Origin of the sequence: Asticcacaulis sp. SL142, from assembly GCF_026625745.1 — a bacterium.
Lineage (GTDB): Bacteria > Pseudomonadota > Alphaproteobacteria > Caulobacterales > Caulobacteraceae > Asticcacaulis.
In genome coordinates this window covers 357,691-374,676 of record NZ_CP113061.1, presented here as the reverse complement: position 1 = coordinate 374,676, position 16,986 = coordinate 357,691, and the positions used below count along the sequence as shown (strand labels likewise).

Annotated in this window: 18 protein-coding genes; 11 read left to right on the top strand and 7 right to left on the bottom strand. The window is 56.9% G+C overall.

Annotated elements, in window-relative coordinates; all coding sequences use genetic code 11:
* The 9 genes from rpsF (at position 1) to OVA03_RS01630 (ending at position 8,958) form a co-directional block, all read left to right on the top strand.
* Entirely contained in the window at positions 1 to 381 is a 381-nt protein-coding gene (gene rpsF / locus OVA03_RS01670; protein ID WP_267526495.1) for a 30S ribosomal protein S6, read from the top strand.
* 13 nt (positions 382 to 394) lie between these two features.
* Positions 395 to 670 (top strand): 30S ribosomal protein S18, encoded by a 276-nt coding sequence (gene rpsR / locus OVA03_RS01665; protein ID WP_189487665.1) that lies wholly within the window; start codon positions 395 to 397, stop codon positions 668 to 670.
* A 12-nt stretch (positions 671 to 682) separates the two neighbouring features.
* Positions 683 to 1,270, top strand: coding sequence for a 50S ribosomal protein L9 (gene rplI, locus OVA03_RS01660; RefSeq protein ID WP_267526494.1), 588 nt, complete (start codon positions 683 to 685; stop codon positions 1,268 to 1,270).
* Positions 1,271 to 1,474: 204 nt separating this feature from the next.
* Complete coding sequence (locus tag OVA03_RS01655; RefSeq protein ID WP_267526493.1) at positions 1,475 to 3,022, top strand: replicative DNA helicase; 1,548 nt, start codon at positions 1,475 to 1,477, stop codon at positions 3,020 to 3,022.
* A 122-nt stretch (positions 3,023 to 3,144) separates the two neighbouring features.
* Positions 3,145 to 4,515, top strand: a complete 1,371-nt coding sequence (radA, locus tag OVA03_RS01650; RefSeq protein ID WP_267526492.1) for a DNA repair protein RadA — start codon at positions 3,145 to 3,147, stop codon at positions 4,513 to 4,515.
* Positions 4,516 to 4,622: 107 nt separating this feature from the next.
* Complete coding sequence (locus tag OVA03_RS01645; RefSeq protein WP_267526491.1) at positions 4,623 to 5,135, top strand: CvpA family protein; 513 nt, start codon at positions 4,623 to 4,625, stop codon at positions 5,133 to 5,135.
* A gap of 126 nt (positions 5,136 to 5,261) precedes the next feature.
* Positions 5,262 to 6,767 carry an amidophosphoribosyltransferase gene (gene purF, locus OVA03_RS01640; protein ID WP_267526490.1) on the top strand — a complete coding sequence of 502 codons (1,506 nt, stop codon included), beginning with the start codon at positions 5,262 to 5,264 and terminating at the stop codon, positions 6,765 to 6,767.
* Positions 6,768 to 6,780: 13 nt separating this feature from the next.
* Complete coding sequence (locus tag OVA03_RS01635; protein WP_189487651.1) at positions 6,781 to 7,524, top strand: SDR family NAD(P)-dependent oxidoreductase; 744 nt, start codon at positions 6,781 to 6,783, stop codon at positions 7,522 to 7,524.
* An 81-nt stretch (positions 7,525 to 7,605) separates the two neighbouring features.
* Entirely contained in the window at positions 7,606 to 8,958 is a 1,353-nt protein-coding gene (locus OVA03_RS01630) for an aminotransferase class III-fold pyridoxal phosphate-dependent enzyme (protein WP_267526489.1), read from the top strand.
* Here OVA03_RS01630 and der read toward each other — a convergent pair.
* The 7 genes from der to OVA03_RS01595 all read right to left on the bottom strand — a co-directional run bounded on the left by der (position 8,955) and on the right by OVA03_RS01595 (position 15,378).
* Complete coding sequence (gene der / locus OVA03_RS01625; protein WP_267526488.1) at positions 8,955 to 10,577, bottom strand: ribosome biogenesis GTPase Der; 1,623 nt, start codon at positions 10,575 to 10,577, stop codon at positions 8,955 to 8,957. The genes OVA03_RS01630 and der overlap by 4 nt on opposite strands.
* Before the next feature lie 39 nt (positions 10,578 to 10,616).
* On the bottom strand, positions 10,617 to 12,017 hold the full coding sequence (locus tag OVA03_RS01620; RefSeq protein WP_267526487.1) for a PQQ-like beta-propeller repeat protein: 1,401 nt from the start codon (positions 12,015 to 12,017) through the stop codon (positions 10,617 to 10,619).
* Between the two features lie 50 nt (positions 12,018 to 12,067).
* Positions 12,068 to 12,871, bottom strand: coding sequence for a tetratricopeptide repeat protein (locus tag OVA03_RS01615; protein ID WP_267526486.1), 804 nt, complete (start codon positions 12,869 to 12,871; stop codon positions 12,068 to 12,070).
* 149 nt (positions 12,872 to 13,020) lie between these two features.
* Complete coding sequence (panB, locus tag OVA03_RS01610; protein WP_267526485.1) at positions 13,021 to 13,836, bottom strand: 3-methyl-2-oxobutanoate hydroxymethyltransferase; 816 nt, start codon at positions 13,834 to 13,836, stop codon at positions 13,021 to 13,023.
* A 45-nt stretch (positions 13,837 to 13,881) separates the two neighbouring features.
* Positions 13,882 to 14,319 (bottom strand): hypothetical protein, encoded by a 438-nt coding sequence (locus OVA03_RS01605; RefSeq protein ID WP_267526484.1) that lies wholly within the window; start codon positions 14,317 to 14,319, stop codon positions 13,882 to 13,884.
* The gene (locus OVA03_RS01600) at positions 14,316 to 14,969 is read right to left on the bottom strand and encodes an RNA polymerase sigma factor (RefSeq protein WP_267526483.1); all 654 of its coding nucleotides are present in this window, start codon (positions 14,967 to 14,969) and stop codon (positions 14,316 to 14,318) included. Before OVA03_RS01600 ends, OVA03_RS01605 begins: the two co-directional genes overlap by 4 nt.
* Positions 14,970 to 14,994: 25 nt before the next feature.
* Positions 14,995 to 15,378 carry a DUF6249 domain-containing protein gene (locus OVA03_RS01595; RefSeq protein ID WP_267526482.1) on the bottom strand — a complete coding sequence of 128 codons (384 nt, stop codon included), beginning with the start codon at positions 15,376 to 15,378 and terminating at the stop codon, positions 14,995 to 14,997.
* 179 nt (positions 15,379 to 15,557) lie between these two features.
* On the opposite strand from OVA03_RS01595, the gene OVA03_RS01590 reads away from it, so the two are divergent.
* Both OVA03_RS01590 and OVA03_RS01585 read left to right on the top strand, forming a co-directional pair.
* Entirely contained in the window at positions 15,558 to 16,157 is a 600-nt protein-coding gene (locus OVA03_RS01590; protein ID WP_267526481.1) for a PadR family transcriptional regulator, read from the top strand.
* Positions 16,158 to 16,964: a siderophore-interacting protein gene (locus tag OVA03_RS01585; RefSeq protein ID WP_267526480.1), complete on the top strand. Its 807-nt coding sequence runs from the start codon at positions 16,158 to 16,160 to the stop codon at positions 16,962 to 16,964.
* Positions 16,965 to 16,986 lie beyond the last annotated feature (22 nt).

Sequence of the window (16,986 nt, the reverse complement as noted above, 5' to 3'; positions counted from 1 at the left end):
ATGGCCTATTACGAACATGTCGTCATGGCACGACAAGATATTTCGCCTCAGCAGGCGGAAGCTCTCAACGACACCCTGAAAGCTTTTATCGAAGAAGGTGGCGGTTCCGTCGCTAAGATCGAATACTGGGGTCTTCGCAACCTGACCTACCGCGTCAAAAAGAACCGCAAAGCGCATTACTCGCTGCTGGCGATCGACGCACCGGCGCCTGCCGTCAAGGAAATGGAACGTCAGTTGTCGATCAACGAAGACGTCATCCGCTTCCTGACCATTCGCGTCGAGGAACTTGACCTCGAACTGTCGCCCGTCCTGTCCCGTCGTGACCGTCCGGAGCGCCCTGAGCGTTCTGACCGCGCCCCGGCCGGCGAATTCGCAGAATAAGGGAGCTTGACAGATGTCTGATGATACCAACCCAACTATCGGCACGCCCGTCGGCAACGCTCCGGCCCGCCGTCCGTTCTTCCGCCGCCGCAAGGTTTGCCCGTTCTCGGGTGAAAACGCGCCGAAGATCGACTACAAAGACGTTAAGCTGATGCAACGCTATATCTCTGAGCGTGGCAAGATCGTCCCTTCGCGTATCACCGCGGTATCGCAAAAGAAGCAACGTGAACTGGCCAAGGCCATCAAGCGCGCCCGCTTCCTTGCCCTGCTGCCCTACGTTGTGAAGTAAGGAGCGCCCCACATGAAAGTAGTTCTGCTGGAACGCGTTGAAAACCTTGGCCATATCGGTGACGTTGTCGCCGTTAAGGACGGTTTTGCCCGTAACTTCCTCCTCCCCCGCCACAAGGCTCTGCGCGCCACCTCTGCCAACCTGAAGGTCTTTGAGGCCCAAAAGGAACAGATCGTTGCCCGTAACGCCGCTGCCAAGGCCGCTGCTGAAAAGCAAGGCTCTGAGCTTGATGGTTCGCAATACATCCTGATCCGTCAGGCTGGCGAAACCGGTCAGCTTTATGGTTCGGTCACCGCCCGCGACGTGGCTGATGCCATCGCCGAAAACGGCGGTAAGGTCGAGCGCAGCCAGATCAGCCTCGATACCCCGATCAAGACTCTGGGTATCCATGCGATCAAGGTGCGCCTGCACTCCGAAGTGTCGATCACCGTCACCGTCAATATTGCGCGTTCGGCTGATGAGGCCGAGCGTCAGGCCGCTGGCGAAAACGTCATCGCTGCGCAATTTGAAGAAGACCGTCTGGCTGATGAAGCCGCTGCGGCCGACATGATCGAAGGCGGTGCCGGTCAGGCTGGTGCCGACGCCGATTACGACGCTTAAGTCTTAGGTCTAAGACGTACTAAATCACCCCTGAAGCCTTGCGGTTTCAGGGGTTTTTTATATTCTGGGACAAAATCCGCAGCAAAATCGAATCGACGCTTATCCCCATGACTAACAGGCTGTGGAAAGTCGCCCGGTGGATGGGGGTGCTATCGTCTCAAAAAGTTAATGCCGGTGCAGGCCACCCCCAGTTAGATGCGTACCATGTCTTCAGATATTTTAGCCCTCGCTTACCCGCCGATCGATCAGTCCGCCGATACTGTCGGCGCGATCTCAACCATGCCGCACAACCTTGATGCCGAACAGGCGCTTCTGGGGTGTCTGATGTTCGACAACGGGGCCTATGAGCGGCTCTATGACGGCCTGCAGGGTCGGCATTTCTATGAGCCGTTTCATGCCAAGCTGTTTGGGGTGATCGAAGACAATATCCGTGTCGGGCACCTGGCCGATCCCCTTGTTTTAGTTGATAAATTCAAAAACGATCAGGCTTTTCAGGATCTGGGCGGCATCCGCTATCTGGCCGATCTGGTCGATCGCGCCCCACCGGCAGCCAATGCCTCAGATTATGCCCGCATCATCTATGATCTGGCCCTGCGCCGTGACCTGATCCGTCTGGGCGGTGAAATCGCCAAGGCCGCCATCGACGAACAAAACGCCCGCGATCAGATCGAAGCCGCCGAAGCCCGCCTCTATGACATGGCTGAAAAAGGCACCTCCTCAACCGGCTTTAAGACCTTTGGCGAAGCGGTCTCCGGCGCACTGGAACATGCCGAAGAAGCCTTCCACCGTGACGGCGGCCTGTCGGGGATATCCACAGGCCTCATTGATATGGATAAGAAAATCGGCGGCCTGCACAAATCCGACCTGATCATTCTGGCGGGTCGTCCATCGATGGGTAAGACGGCGCTGGCCACCAACATCGCCATGAACGTCGCCAAAAAATACCGCATGGAAATGCAGCCCGACGGAGAGCGCAAAACCGTCGATGGCGGGGTTGTGGCTTTTTATTCGCTTGAAATGTCAGCGGATCAGTTGGCGACCCGTCTTCTGGCCGATGCGTCGGGCGTGTCCGGCGACCGCCTGCGCAAAGGTGAAATTGATGCATCTGAATTCGCCCGCCTCAAAGACGCGGCCATGGATATCGCGTCTTTTCCGCTCTATATCGATGACACCGGCGGTATTTCTCTGGCCAAGCTGACCGCCCGAGCGCGTCGGCTGAAACGCACGGCGGGCCTTGACTGCCTGATCGTTGACTACCTTCAGCTTGTAACGCTGGGTGAAACCGGGGCGACCATGAACCGTGTTCAGGAAGTCTCGACCATCACCATGGGCCTGAAATCGCTGGCCAAGGAACTGCAAATCCCGGTCATCGCCCTGTCGCAGCTCTCGCGTCAGGTCGAAAGCCGCGACGATAAGCGCCCCATGCTGTCCGACCTTCGCGAATCCGGTTCTATTGAACAAGACGCCGACATGGTCATGTTCGTGTACCGCGAAAGCTATTATCTCGGCCGTTCTGAGCCCAAGGAAGGCACTGCCGAACATTTACAGTGGCAAGAGGATATGGATCGTACTCGCGGCACTGCCGAAGTCATTCTGGCCAAGCAACGTCACGGCCCGATCGGCACGGTGCGGCTGGCGTTCGATGAAAATGTTACCCGTTTCGGCAATCTACCGCCTGAGCATTATTACAACGATTATTCTGCGACATCTCATATTGCCCATAACAAACAAAAGTTTATAGGCGGAGAATAATCAAAGTCATAAAAGATCAAATTAAAGGTCAAGGGGCTTGCCCCTTGTTCTTTTTTTGTTCTTTTTCTGGCCAATACATTCAGATCGCGCTAGGCTTACCCAAAATCAACTAAGGGTGACTCGTGGCGAAAGATCAGGCGGTATTCATATGTCAATCATGCGGCTCGGTGCATTCCAAATGGAATGGCCAATGCACCGGTTGCGGTCTGTGGAATACGCTGGTTCAGGAAAGTTTTTCGACGCCGCCTGGCGGGTTAAAGCCGGAAACCTCACCGTCAAAAATCTCAAGACTTACAAAGCTTAATTTCCAAACGCTTGAAGCCGAAGATAAGACGCCGCCGCGTATGGAAACCGGCATCGCCGAGTTCGATCGCGTCTGTGGCGGGGGGATTGTGCCCGGATCAGCCATATTGCTGGCCGGTGATCCGGGCGTCGGCAAATCCACCCTGCTGCTGCAAGTGACCGCGCAGGCGGCCAGCGGCGGGTTGCGGGTCGCCTATATCTCCGGCGAAGAATCGGCTGAGCAAATCAGAGGCCGCGCCTACCGGATGGGATTATCGAAAGCGCCCGTCGAACTGGCGGCAGAAACGTCCCTGCGCACGATACTGGATGCCCTTAAACGTGAAAAGTTTGATCTGGTTATCATAGATTCCATCCAGACCCTGTGGAGCGACGCGATTGATGCCGCGCAAGGATCGGTGTCGCAGGTACGTGCCTGCGCCGGTGAACTGGTACGGCTGGCCAAAAAACAGAATATTGCCATGATCTTAGTCGGCCATGTGACCAAAGAAGGTCAGGTTGCAGGCCCGCGCGTGGTTGAACACATGGTTGATGCGGTCTTGTCGTTTGAGGGCGAACGCGGCTACCCCTTCCGTATTCTGCGTGGCTCCAAAAACCGTTTTGGGGCCACCGATGAAATCGGCGTGTTTGAAATGGGCGACATCGGTCTGCGCGAAGTCCCCAACCCTTCGGCGCTGTTCCTGACATCGGGGGAGCGCACGGCAGGCTCAGCGGTCTTTGCGGGGATCGAAGGTACGCGTCCGGTGCTGGTAGAGTTTCAAGCACTGGTGGCCCCCTCAGCCTATGGCACCCCGCGACGGGCTGTGGTTGGCTGGGATTCCGGTCGATTGGCCATGCTGCTGGCGGTGCTTGAATCCCGCTGCGGCGTCGGTTTTGGCCAAAAAGACGTTTATCTCAATGTCGCCGGTGGCCTGAAAATCAATGAACCTGCCGCCGATCTGGCCGCCGCTATGGCCTTGATGTCGTCCCTGCTGGATGTCGCCTTGCCCAAGGACTGCGTTGTGTTTGGTGAAATCAGTCTGTCGGGGGATATCAGATCCGTATCGCGCATGGATTCGCGCCTGAAAGAAGCGCTGAAACTCGGCTTTGGCTCAGCCATCGCCCCCAAGGCCGCCGCCGATAATGCCCCGTTCGAGGTCAAATCTTACGACTATCTGCTGGAGGCCATCAAAGGACTGGAGACCACAGACTAAGACGCTTATTGACCTCTGGCGCACGGGTTAAGGTTAATGTATGGTGCCGCCACAAATACACATCCGGCCATTTCTACGGGGGCCCTCTTAGCTGAGGGAAAATGACCATGACCTTGTATGACCTGATCTTTCTGGGCGTTTTACTGTTTTCAGTTATTGTTGGCCTGATGCGCGGGGGTACGCGCGAACTGGTCACTCTGGTGTCCTTCATCGCCTCATTCCTGATCGCGATCTGGATCATGCCATGGCTAAAGGACGTGTTTAATCTTAAGAACATGACCGCCTTCATCGCGTTCGGCATCATCTTCGTCATTATATATCTCAGCATCCGCATGTTCGGGAATAACCTGTCGGAAAAGATGCATAAGCAAAAGGCGCTCGATTATATCGACCGCGCTTTAGGGTTTGGGTTTGGAATTGTCCGTGCACTGGTGTTTTTAGGTGTATTCCATTTGCTTTTTGCCGCCATCTTCCCTATTGGGAGCCGTGCAGAATGGTTCACTGAGGCCAAGGTTTACCCCTTGGGCGTTACGGCCGCCAAAACCCTGCAAGCCGTGGCCCCAAAATTGGCGGTGTTTGCGGATCAGGTGGCGCCATCCGTGGAAGATTCGACTAGCTGACGCCTCTTTAAGTTCAGGGCGCGCCAACTATATATGGGCCAGGTTTAACAGCTAAACCCATCGTAAATCATAAGGCCTTATAGTGATGTCTGGCCTTTTCGCGTAACCTTAATGCAGAGCCCCCATATGCGCCCCACCGGTCCGAAGCACACTTATCATGAAGTTGATAATTGGGTGGAACGCGATCCAGACGATGACACGCCGCGCCTTGAGTGCGGCGTTTTTGGTATCTACGGCATGGAAGACGCCAGTGCGGTGACTGTGCTGGGGCTGCACGCCCTGCAACACCGCGGTCAGGAAGCCTGCGGCATCGCCTCCTGCGACGGCAAGCGGTTTTACACCGAACGCTCCCACGGTCTGGTGGGCGATGTCTTCACCGGCCCGGATCTGACCCAGCGCCTTCAGGGCAACGCCGCCATCGGCCACACCCGTTATTCAACGGCGGGCGGTGCCTTTATCCGCAACGTCCAGCCGATGTTTGCTGATCTCGACACCGGCGGTATCGCCATTGCCCACAATGGCAACCTGACCAACTTCATGCACCTGCGCACCAAACTGGTCGCCGGCGGCTCGATTTTCCAGTCCACCTCGGACTCCGAAGTCATCCTGCATCTGATCGCGCGCTCACGCGGCATCAAGATCATGGACCGCTTCATCGAGACCATGAGCCATATCGAAGGCGGATTTGCCCTCGTGGCCCTTACACGGACCATGATGATCGGGGCGCGAGATCCGCTCGGCATCCGTCCACTGGTCATCGGACGGCTCGGTAATGCCTATGTCCTGGCGTCGGAAACCTGCGCGCTCGATATGATCGGCGCCACCTTCGTGCGCGACGTCGAACATGGCGAAGTCGTGCAAATCGACCAGGACGGCCTGAAATCCTTTAAGCCGTTTGAACGCAAAGCCGCCCGTCCGTGCCTGTTTGAATATGTTTACTTCGCCCGCCCCGACTCGGTTGTGAACGGCAAATCGATCTATGAAGTCCGTAAGGCGATGGGCCGGCAACTGGCGATCGAACATGCCGCCGATGCCGACATTATCGTGCCGGTTCCCGATTCCGGTGTACCGGCGGCTCTGGGTTTTTCCGAACAATCGGGACTGCCGTTTGAGTTGGGCATCATCCGCAATCACTATGTTGGCCGTACGTTCATTCAGCCTACCCAAAATATCCGCGATCTGGGCGTGCGTAAAAAGCACTCACCTAACCGGGTTGTGTTGGAAGGCAAGCGCGTCATCCTGATCGACGACTCCATCGTGCGCGGCACCACTTCGGTCAAGATCGTGCGTATGGTGCGCGCGGCAGGCGCTAAGGAAGTCCACCTGCGTTCAGCCTCCCCGCCGATCATGTGGCCCGATTACTACGGCATCGACATGCCGGATCGCGATAAGCTGATGGCCGCAACCCATACTATGGAAGAGATGCGCAAGAAGCTGGAGTGCGATTCCTTGGGCTTCCTGTCGGTCGATGGCCTCTATAAGGCTATGGGGCATAACGGCCGCAACCCCGACACCCCACAATATACCGACCACTATTTCACCGGCGATTACCCGACCCGTCTGACCGATAAGGAAGACGCCGTGAATGAAAAAGAAGGCAACGGCCAGTTATCGCTTCTGGTCAACGTCTAGGAAAATCAAAAATATGCAGACGTCCCCTGTCGGCCCTCAGCACGGGCGCGTGGCCCTTGTCACGGGCGCTTCACGCGGCATTGGTCGGGCCAGTGCGTTGGGTCTGGCTAAGGCCGGCGCGCATGTCATCGCCTGCGCGCGTACTCAGGGTGCGCTTGAAGAGCTGGATGACGAAATTTTTCAGGCAACCGGTCAGCACGCCACGCTCATTCCGTTTGACCTGATCGACGGGGCCGCTCTGACCCGATTGTCCAACGCCCTGGCGCAGCGCTTTGCTAAAATTGATGTCTTTGTCCATGCCGCAGCGACGCTGGGCACACTTAGTCCCGTTTCGCACTACGAACCCAAGGATTTCAGCCGCCTGATAGCACTTAATCTGGGGGCCACTCACCGGCTGATCGGGGCGCTGGAACCGATGATGCGTTTGTCCGAAGCGGCACGCGGCATATTCTTCACCTCCGGCGTGGCCACCAAACCGCGCGCCTTCTGGGGGCCTTATGCGGCCTCGAAAGCCGCACTCGAAGCGCTGGTGCGCACCTGGGCAGATGAGTTAGAGATCACCAATATTCGCCCGGCCATCGTCAATCCCGGTGCTATGCGCACGCGTATGCGCGCCGAGGCCTATCCAGGCGAAGACCCAAACACCCTGCCCGCACCGGAAGAGATTGTGCCGTTGATTCTGGAACTGGCTGACCCGGCCAAAGTGCCGACGCTGGATACGATCCATTTCCGTGAATGGGCGCAAATTAAGCACTAAACCTCAATCAATTTGTCATAAATTGCCATCATTTTGTAAATTTTTATTTTCAAAATGATTTTTTCGGCGCACATTTGGGATATGAGCACCTATCCCAAACCTGCCAGTGCGGCCATGCTTGATGAGCTGGGCCGCTACGTCATCGCCGAACCCTTTCCATTTTGCGTCGATATCAAGGCCTCACGCGGGCTTAAGCTTTCGACAGTCGATGGCGGCACGATCACCGACTGGAGCGGGCTCTATGGGTCACGCCTGCTCGGCTATAATCACCCTCGCCTTTATGAGCCGGAATATGTCGCAAATCTTGTGGCCGCGGCCAATAATAAGATGGCGAACCCAGACTTTCTCACACCGGAGTGCCTGAGTTATTACCGCCTGCTGCACCGGCTGCACCCGATCTGCATGAAGGGCGAGCGCGTCGAGGTCTATGCCGTTAATTCCGGTGCCGAAGCCGTTGAAAATATGATGAAATACTTCATCAACCTGCACCAGAAAAAGAAGGGCGCCAAAGGGGTTCACCGCTTCATCTATTTCGAGCAGGCCTTTCATGGCCGCACGGTTTACGCGCTCAATATCACCAATCTGAGCCATGATCCGGTGGCCACGCGCGACTATCGCGGCATCATTCCCGGCAATCTTCAGGTGCCGTTCCCCGAATATGATGAGCGCCGCAGCGAAGATGAGAACCTGAAAATCGCCGAAGATTGCCTCGCCAACCTCGAATATCTGATGCGCACCTACGGCGATGACATTGCGGGCGTCATCATGGAACCGCTGCAAGGTGCGGGCGGACATCGCATGGCCCTGCCCTATTTTTATCGTGAACTGTCACGGCTATGTCAGCGTTATGACATCTGCTGGGGGCTGGATGAAGTGCAAACCGCCGGTGGCCAGACCGGCACCGTGTTTGCGATCGATCAGTTCGATGTCCCCTATCCGCCCCAAGCCATTGCGGTGGCTAAAAAATTCGGCAATGGCGCGGTCTACATGCTTAATCCGATGGACGATATTGGTGTGCTCGATTCGACCTGGGGCGGCAGTCTGACCGACATGGTGCGCTTTGTTCAGGAATGGAAAATCGTTGAGGACGAAGGGTTGCTGGCTGCTGTGCCCGCCAAAACCGAGTATCTCATCGCGGGCCTACAGGGGCTGGTCGCGCAGTATCCTCGCCTGATCGGCAATGTGCGCGGCCTTGGCCTTTATCAGGGTTTTAGCCTGTGTACCCCCGCCCACAAAGGCCAACTGGTCGATCTGGCCCTTGAGCAAGAAGACCTGTTGCTGCTGGGGGCCGGTACGGATTCTATCCGTCTGCGCCCGCCACTGGATGTCACACTGGCTGATATAGATCAGTTGATCGGGACGTTGGAGCGGCTTCTGGCCCGCCTCAGCCAGTCCGATATGACTGAGGCGGTTATTAGCAGCGTTAGTGTTTAGCGCTTACCCCGCCCCGCAGGCTTAGCCGAACGCCCGCCCGGACCTGCGGCACCCGGCTTGGTGCTGGGGCCCGCCGCCTTGGCCTTAAAGGTTTTCAGCTTGGCGGCTTCGGTGCGAGGCTTGGCTTTTACCTTTGGAGCCACGACGGTGCCCTTGGGCTTTTGCTTGACGCGGTTGGGGTGCGCGGGCTTCTCACCCGGTTTTTTCACCTTAGCCTTCGCGCGCGCCCGTGCCGGACCGCTGGTGCCGGTCGCGCCACTGCTGTCGTCATAGGGGTTGACGCTGGAATTGGCCTTAACCGTCAGGCGAATAGGCACACCCGGCATATCAAAAGATTCACGCAAGCTATTGATAAGATAGCGTTGATAGTGCGCGGGCATGGCGTAGGCGCGTGAGGCAAACAGCACGAAGGTCGGCGGACGTCCCTTGGTCTGCGCCATATATTTCGGGCGAATGCGTTTACCGTCAACGGCGGGGGGCGGATGCCGTTGGATAGCTAAAGCCAGCCAGTCATTGAGGTCACGGGTCTTCACCTTGGCCGACCAGTTGCGATAGGTCTTAAGGATGGTCGGCATCAACCGCTCGATCCCGCGCCCTGTTGCCCCCGACAGGGCCACAATCTGCGTGCCTTTAAGCTGCGGCAGGATGCGGTCAGATTCGTCCATGATCTCTTTGAGCTTGGCCTGCGGTTCCTCGACCGTATCCCACTTGGAGATGACGTAAATCAGGGCGCGGCCTTCGCGTTCCACAAGATCTGCGATCTGCAAATCCTGCGTTTCAAAAGCATTGGCGTGGTCCATTACCAGCACCACGACCTCAGCAAAGGTAATGGCGCGGATGGTGTCGGCGGTCGACAGCTTCTCCAGCTTTTCCTGCACGCGGGCTTTGCGGCGCAGACCGGCGGTATCGACCAGACGGATCTGGCGGCCTTCATATTCCCAGTCGACCGAAATCGAATCGCGGGTAATCCCGGCTTCCGGCCCGGTCAGCAGGCGGTCTTCGCCCAGCATTTTATTGATCAGGGTCGACTTACCGGCATTGGGACGGCCAATAATGGCGATGCGGATGGGTTTGGTCTCATCATCTTCACTATCGTCATCGCCTTCGACATGATCGCCCTCGATAAGCTGGCGGTATTTCTCGATCGATTCATAAAGGTCGGACATCCCCTCGCCGTGCTCAGCCGACAGGTGCAGCGGCTCGCCAAAGCCCAGCGAATAGGCCTCTTCGGCCAGGGCCTGCGCCCCGTGGCCTTCGGCCTTATTGGCGATCAACAGCACCGGCACATCGCGGTGACGCAGCAGGTCAGCGAAAATCTTATCGAGCGGCAAAACCCCGTCGCGGGCATCGACCATGAACAGGGCGACATCGGCCTCATCCAGCGCTTTTTCGGTCTGCTGGCGCATACGCGATTCTAAGGATTCATCGTCGGCATATTCAAAGCCGGCCGTATCGATCAGCATCAGGTCGATATCGCCGATGCGGCCAGTGGCATAGCGGCGGTCACGGGTAACCCCCGGCTGATCGTCAACGATCGCCAGTTTCTTGCCCGCCAAACGGTTAAACAGGGTGGATTTGCCGACGTTCGGACGTCCGACAATAGCAATTTTAAGTGTCATGGCCCGTCTTTACAGACAGACGGGCCTAAATGCCAGTATTTACTGTATCGCGACCAGCTTGGCATCATTGGTGACAACGAACAGCTTATCGCCGACCGGGATCGGCGCGATGAAGGCCGCTCCATCAATCTTAAGCTCATCGGTTTTCTTGCCGGTCTTTGGATCAAACGCCACAGCCTTACCATCCGAATTGACCAGTATCAGACGCCCGGACGCCAAAATAGGCCCGGTCCAGACGGTGCGAATACCGATTTTCTTTTCCTTACCCAGACCAAAGAAACTTTTCTTGGTCTTCGGCTCGCCTTCATTCAGGTCGGCCAGCCAGTAGACCTGACCGGAATCGCGGTTGACAGCCATCAGTTCGCCCTGAACGGTCGCCAGATAAACCACATCCCCGGCGGGCAGAGGTGTGTTTATGCTGTCGGCATTGACGGTCCAGCGCGGCTGACCGGTCTTGAGATCCATGGCCGCAAACACGCCCGAATGGGAGGCCGCGAACACTTCGTTGCGATAGATCACCGGGTGACCGGAAATATCGCGGATTTCAGACAGGGCGTTGGTACGGCTGGTACGGGCCAGAACCTGCTGCCACACCGGACTGCCGGTATTGGTATCCAGCGCAATTAATTCACCGGATGAAAACGGCGCATAGAGCACATTACCGCCGATAACCGGAGAGGACGCTTTCAGAATACGGGCCGGCTCCACAATGGCCTGATAGGTCCACATCGGATCGCCGGTCGTGACATCAAAGGCCATCAACTGGTTATCGACATCGGTCACAAACACATATTTGGCATTATAGACTGGGGCGGCATGCGCGGGCGAATCCAGCGTCTTTTCCCACTCGCGCGCGCCGGTTTGAGCGTTCAGGGCGACCACCAGACGATAGCCAGACGTCACGAACAGCTTATCGCCATTCAGGGCCAGACCGCCGCCAAAGGCATCCTTGTCACGCTTGATGTCAGGGTTGAGGTTTTGCTCCCATACCCGCTCACCGGAATTGACGTCAAAAGCGCTGACGTGGGCATTGCCGTCCATGACATAGATCAGCTTACCGTCCGAGACAGGCGGTGCCAGAACCTGCGACAGGCCCTTGGACTTTTCACCGATCGATTTCGTCCACGCGACTTTGAAATCCTTGGCAGCATCAACATGATCGATTTCAACCCCATCCGGGCCACCGGCCTTGGGCCACGAGGATACCGTCTTGGCTTCCGGAATATAGAAATCAATGCCCGCCAGACTTTCCGAAGGTGCCATCTTCTGATCGAAAGCAACGATAGAAATCCGCTCACCCTGTGTCGCCACAGCTTCGGGGCCTTCGTCCCCCTTGTTCAGGGGATTAAGGCGGCTGATCGTCGAGCAGCCGGAAAGTCCCACGGCCAAGGCCAAAGCCATAACGCTGGCGGTCTTTATGTAAGCCTTAGAATGCATCATTGGGGTTTCCGTCTCGGATATATCTGGAGTTTATAGTGTGTCGGTTAGCGTTATTGCGGCGCAGGTGCCTGACCTTGTACCGCCGCCTGAGCCTGCATCTGGGCTTGCATTTGCGCCTGCTGCATCGCCTGAAGCTTCATGACCTGTGCGCGCAGTTGCTCATCCGACGGCTTGGGCAGGGCGACAATCTTGCGCGCCAGATCAGCCGCCCCGGAATCAATCGCCTGAACCGCCTGCTGGGCACGTTCCTTAACACCATCAGGGGTGCCAAGCGTAATCGCCAGCGTCTCAAGATCAGCGCGCGCCCCCTTGAGGTCACCGTTCTGAATCTTGGCCATGGCCAGCGCTTCCTTGGCGAGAGCCTGATAGGGCCGCCCGTCCTTGGTCAGCGGGGTCAGACGCTTTTCAAGGTCGGCAAAAGTCGCTTTCTCATCAAAGTCAATGTACGCGGCTTTGAGCGACGCCAGATCTTTCAGCAGTGGATCGCCGGTTACCTTGGCCGCTTCGTCCAGCTTGGCCAGAGCGTCTGCGGGCTTATCGTCACTGAGCGCAATGGCGGCAAGCTGGGTCAACGCCATGGACTCATAAGCCTCGGCGCCGATCTTGACGGTCGCATCGAAATCCTTGGCGGCCTTAGCCTTATCGCCCGATTGCAGGGCCTCAAGACCCGCGGCGTAAGACTCAGATGCCTTGGCTGCATCCTTGGATTGCATATGGGTAAAGCCCCAGACACCGAGGGCGGCCAGCAGCGCCAATCCCAGACCACCGCCCACCCAGGGCGCGCTCTTTTTAGCGATGCTGGTCCATTTTTCCGTGCGAAGCCCTTCTTCGGCTTCTTCAAAAATATCGCTCACGAATAATCCTCAATAATCTCAGGCCTCGCAATATGCCGAGGTGTTTTAACCCTGTTTTGCGCGCGAACCTAGCGACAAGCACGAGGTTGCGCAACGAATTTAGCCGGGGATTTAGCGGTTAAGCCCCCACACCCATCGATTTGGGCTATTTATTTGGCAAAATATGTCTCTTGTGGGGCGGGAAAGCTGCGATCGCGGACATCTTTGGCATAATCCTCAGCCGCCTTTGAAATCGCCCCACGCATATCGGCATACCGGCGCACAAACTTGGGCGACCAGTCGAACAGCCCCAGCATGTCATCGGTCACCAACACCTGCCCGTCACAGCCCGCCGAAGCCCCGATTCCAATGGTCGGCGCCTTGACCAATCCGGTGATTTCGCGCGCCAGATCCTCAGCCACGCCTTCAATCACGATAGCAAAGGCCCCGGCCGCATCGGTATCCAGCGCTTCCTGAATGACTTTTTTGCGCTCAAGTTCAGTGCGCCCCTTGGCCTTGAACCCGCCATCGACGTTGACCGCCTGCGGGCGCAAACCGACATGGCCCATGACCGGAATACCGCGCTGAACCAGATAGGCGACGGTTTCATGCACGGTCGGCCCGCTTTCGATCTTAACGGCCTGAGCGCCCGTCTCTTTCAGCAGTCGCGCGGCATTATGAAAGGCCTGTTCCTGTCCCGCCTCATAGGAACCAAACGGCATATCAACCACCACGAACGCCCGCTCAGACCCGCGCATAACCGCCTGCGCATGGAGGATCATCATGTCCATAGTGACCCCGATGGTCGACGGCAGGCCGTGGACCACCATGCCGACACTGTCGCCGACCAGCAGCACATCGCAGTGTTCATCAAGAATTTCAGCGACCGGCGCCGTATAGGCCGTCAGGCACACCAGCGGCACCTGCCCTTTGCGGGCGTAGATTTCAGGGGCGGTCAGGCGCTTGACCTTGGCATGAATACTCACAGTCGAACCTCTTAATGCGCGCCGGGAACTGGCGGCGCTGAGGACTTATATGCGTTCCTGAGCATCATTCAACAAGTAGAGCACCAGAATGCACGAACAGAGCGCAAAGCTTACCCAGAAAAACTGCGGCGTCTGCATCCACTGCACATAGCCGCCCACGGCAAACAAACTGTCAGCCAGTCCGCGGGCCATGATGTCAATAAACTCAACCCCGGCCTCAACCGTGGCATCGGTACGGCGGGTCGCCATCTGAAGTGAGCCGGTGTAAAGCCCCCCCCCTTTGAGCGACCATTCCGGCATACGTACAAACTGCGTCAGGGCATAAAGCCCGCCGATCAGCCCCGAAATCACCACCAGCCCCTGCCTGAGCCACGATTTGAGCGTCAGCCCCATCATGACCTTTTGCTGGAAAGCCGGCGCATCGTCATAGGTCGGACTTATGTCAAAGAGCGCACGGATATAAGGATCTTTGTCGTCGGTCATCTTCGTTCGTCCATGAATGTCGGCGTCGCAGAAACGGTCGCGGCGTCTTGAGAGGGAGAATTTGGTTGAGCTGAAGAATTTGGTTGAGCTGAAGCGTTTGGCACCGTGAGCGCGGATTTAAGCTGATCCAGCCCACGTTTAATATGGCTTTTTACCGTCCCCAGCGGCAGACCGGTCTCAGCGGCCACGTCACCATGAGACAACCCGGCACTGAAGTTAAGCGTCACGCACACCCGCTCTATCGGCTTAAGCTGTGAGAGCGCACTATCCAGATCATGCAATCGCATATCAGCCGGGGGCGGTGCCTGATCCGGTGTCTCAAACAGGGTAATATCATCGGTAAACAGGTACTTTTGGGCGGCTTTCAGCTTTTTCAGATACCGGCGCGAGGCGATCATCTTCAACCAAGCAATAAACGGCCCTTCAAAGCGGAACTCAGACAGGCGCTCAAATGCGGCCATGAAGGCTTCCTGCGCGATATCGTCAGCATCTGAGCTTTGCGCCCCCATCCGCCGCAAATGCGTGCGCAAGGCCCCGCTGTGGCGGCGGACAAGTTCGCCGAAAGCGGTGTGCGATCCGGTAACCGCCCGACCGATGAGGTCGATATCGGACTGATCCTGCGCAGAGTTGTGACTGGGTGACTGTGGCATGAAAGGGTCGCGTGCTTAAGCCCGCTTAATCCTTTGTCTTTTGAGCCAGACCAAACAGACCGATGATGACCAGCGCCAGGCCGATAAAACCCGGAATAGCCCCAATACCGATTAGCGGATAAAGGGCGTCACCTTTCTCAAAACTCAGGAAATACCCGAACACGCAGATACCTATGCCCACGAACATAGTGATCAGTCCGTTGCGGATATCGTTCATCGGCGATTTGACCTTCACATTATTGCGCAGAATGTCGAAGTCCTCTTTCGACAGGTTCTGGCCCTTTTCAATAGCCATGCGCAAGGTCTTGTGGATTTCTTCCTGCTCCTTGTTTTTATAAATCTTTGACACCACAACGATGGTAATCACCATGATGAATGGTGCCAGGGGCACCAGAATTCCCAGTTCCATAGTCATACTCCTCAGTAAAAAGTTGCGGGCCCCTATAACCGGCCCTGTGATGACTAGAGCCTTTGACACGGCCATTTGGATGCAGATTCCGACATTAAATAAAATTCATGCACTGCATCTTGATTTAGTTGCGTTTTAGATATATCTAAATATTGTCTAAAATTAAGAAAGATATAGAAATGCAGAAATTTGCACACATGCGCCATGGCGGCGCACACATCCTGCGGCAACGCGACGACATCTTTGGCGGCATGGGTAAAGGTCGTCAGGGTCGCGGTTTTGGCGACTCTCCTGAAGGCAGAGACGGTAAACGGCGCGGTGGCGGGCGCATTTTCGGCCATGGCGGCCTGCGTCTGGTGCTATTGACCTACATCAGTGAAAAACCAAGCCATGGCTACGAACTGATCAAGGCGATCGAAGATAAACTCGACGGCGCCTATAGCCCAAGCCCCGGCGTGGTCTATCCGATCCTGAGCTGGATCGAGGAACTCGGCTATGCCACCATTGCCGCCACCGAAGACGGCCGCAAGCTTTATACCATCACGCCTGCTGGTCTGGATTTCCTGACACAAAACGCCGAGGCGGTCGCGGACGCCATGGGCCGCCTTGAACGCGGCAAGGACCGACTGGGCGAACGCCCGCCCCAGATTGTGCGGGCGATTGAAAACTTTAAAACCGCTCTTCATCTGCGCCTCAACCGTGAGCCCCTGACCCTGACCGAAATCGAAGCCATTGCCGACATTCTGGATGACGCCGCCAAAAAGGTGGAGCGTATCTGAATGACCGATGCCGATCCACACGCGCCGGTACGCGTACGCCATAATCTGGGCCCGGCCCGCCACCTGAAAGTTGTGTCAAAACATCATCTATCGCCAAACATGATCCGGATCGTATTAGGCGGCGATGACCTGACCGGCTTTACCAGTCTGGGCTTCGACGACCATGTAAAGGTCTTTTTCCCTGATCCCGCGACCGGTGAGATTGCCACACCTGTGCTGGGCCCCGACGGTATAAGGCAGATGCCGGAAGGCCAGACCGTCATCGCCCGCGACTATACCCCGCGCGCCTATGACCGCACAAACAACCACCTCACGCTCGACTTCGCCGTCCATGAGGCGGGGCCAGCGACCACATGGGCACAGACCGCCAAAGTCGGCGATGAACTTAGGGTCGGCGGGCCGCGCTGCTCGTTTGTAATTCCTCTGGCCTTTGACGGCTATATTCTGATTGGCGATGAGACCGCCCTGCCCGCAATCGGCCGCCGTTTGGAAGAATTGCCGGTTGGTGCCAAAGCTGTGGTGCTGGTCGAAGTCGAGTCTGAGACCGACCAACTCAGCTTCGATACCCCCGCCGATGTCACTATACACTGGATTTATCGCCGTGAAGGTCAGACGCTAAGCGAAGTCTTAAAGACCATCCACCTCCCGGCGGGCGACTGCTACGCCTGGGTTGCCTGCGAGTCCGCCACCGCCAAAGCCTTGCGCACTCAACTCATTAGAGACCACGGCATCAATCCGAAATGGCTGAAAGCCGCAGGCTACTGGCGGCGCGGCGCGGTTGCCACCCACGATACCATTGAGGACTGACTCGGAGAAATTCGTCTTACTT

Coding starts and splice junctions, on each gene's coding strand:
- OVA03_RS01590 (WP_267526481.1), top strand. CDS start 15,558: ATGCAGAAATTTGCACACATGCGCCATGGCGGCGCACACATCCTGCGG.
- OVA03_RS01630 (WP_267526489.1), top strand. CDS start 7,606: ATGAGCACCTATCCCAAACCTGCCAGTGCGGCCATGCTTGATGAGCTG.
- rplI (WP_267526494.1), top strand. CDS start 683: ATGAAAGTAGTTCTGCTGGAACGCGTTGAAAACCTTGGCCATATCGGT.
- OVA03_RS01620 (WP_267526487.1), bottom strand. CDS start 12,017: ATGATGCATTCTAAGGCTTACATAAAGACCGCCAGCGTTATGGCTTTG.
- OVA03_RS01585 (WP_267526480.1), top strand. CDS start 16,158: ATGACCGATGCCGATCCACACGCGCCGGTACGCGTACGCCATAATCTG.
- OVA03_RS01600 (WP_267526483.1), bottom strand. CDS start 14,969: ATGCCACAGTCACCCAGTCACAACTCTGCGCAGGATCAGTCCGATATC.
- OVA03_RS01595 (WP_267526482.1), bottom strand. CDS start 15,378: ATGGAACTGGGAATTCTGGTGCCCCTGGCACCATTCATCATGGTGATT.
- rpsF (WP_267526495.1), top strand. CDS start 1: ATGGCCTATTACGAACATGTCGTCATGGCACGACAAGATATTTCGCCT.
- der (WP_267526488.1), bottom strand. CDS start 10,577: ATGACACTTAAAATTGCTATTGTCGGACGTCCGAACGTCGGCAAATCC.
- purF (WP_267526490.1), top strand. CDS start 5,262: ATGCGCCCCACCGGTCCGAAGCACACTTATCATGAAGTTGATAATTGG.
- OVA03_RS01635 (WP_189487651.1), top strand. CDS start 6,781: ATGCAGACGTCCCCTGTCGGCCCTCAGCACGGGCGCGTGGCCCTTGTC.
- OVA03_RS01645 (WP_267526491.1), top strand. CDS start 4,623: ATGACCTTGTATGACCTGATCTTTCTGGGCGTTTTACTGTTTTCAGTT.
- rpsR (WP_189487665.1), top strand. CDS start 395: ATGTCTGATGATACCAACCCAACTATCGGCACGCCCGTCGGCAACGCT.
- OVA03_RS01605 (WP_267526484.1), bottom strand. CDS start 14,319: ATGACCGACGACAAAGATCCTTATATCCGTGCGCTCTTTGACATAAGT.
- OVA03_RS01655 (WP_267526493.1), top strand. CDS start 1,475: ATGTCTTCAGATATTTTAGCCCTCGCTTACCCGCCGATCGATCAGTCC.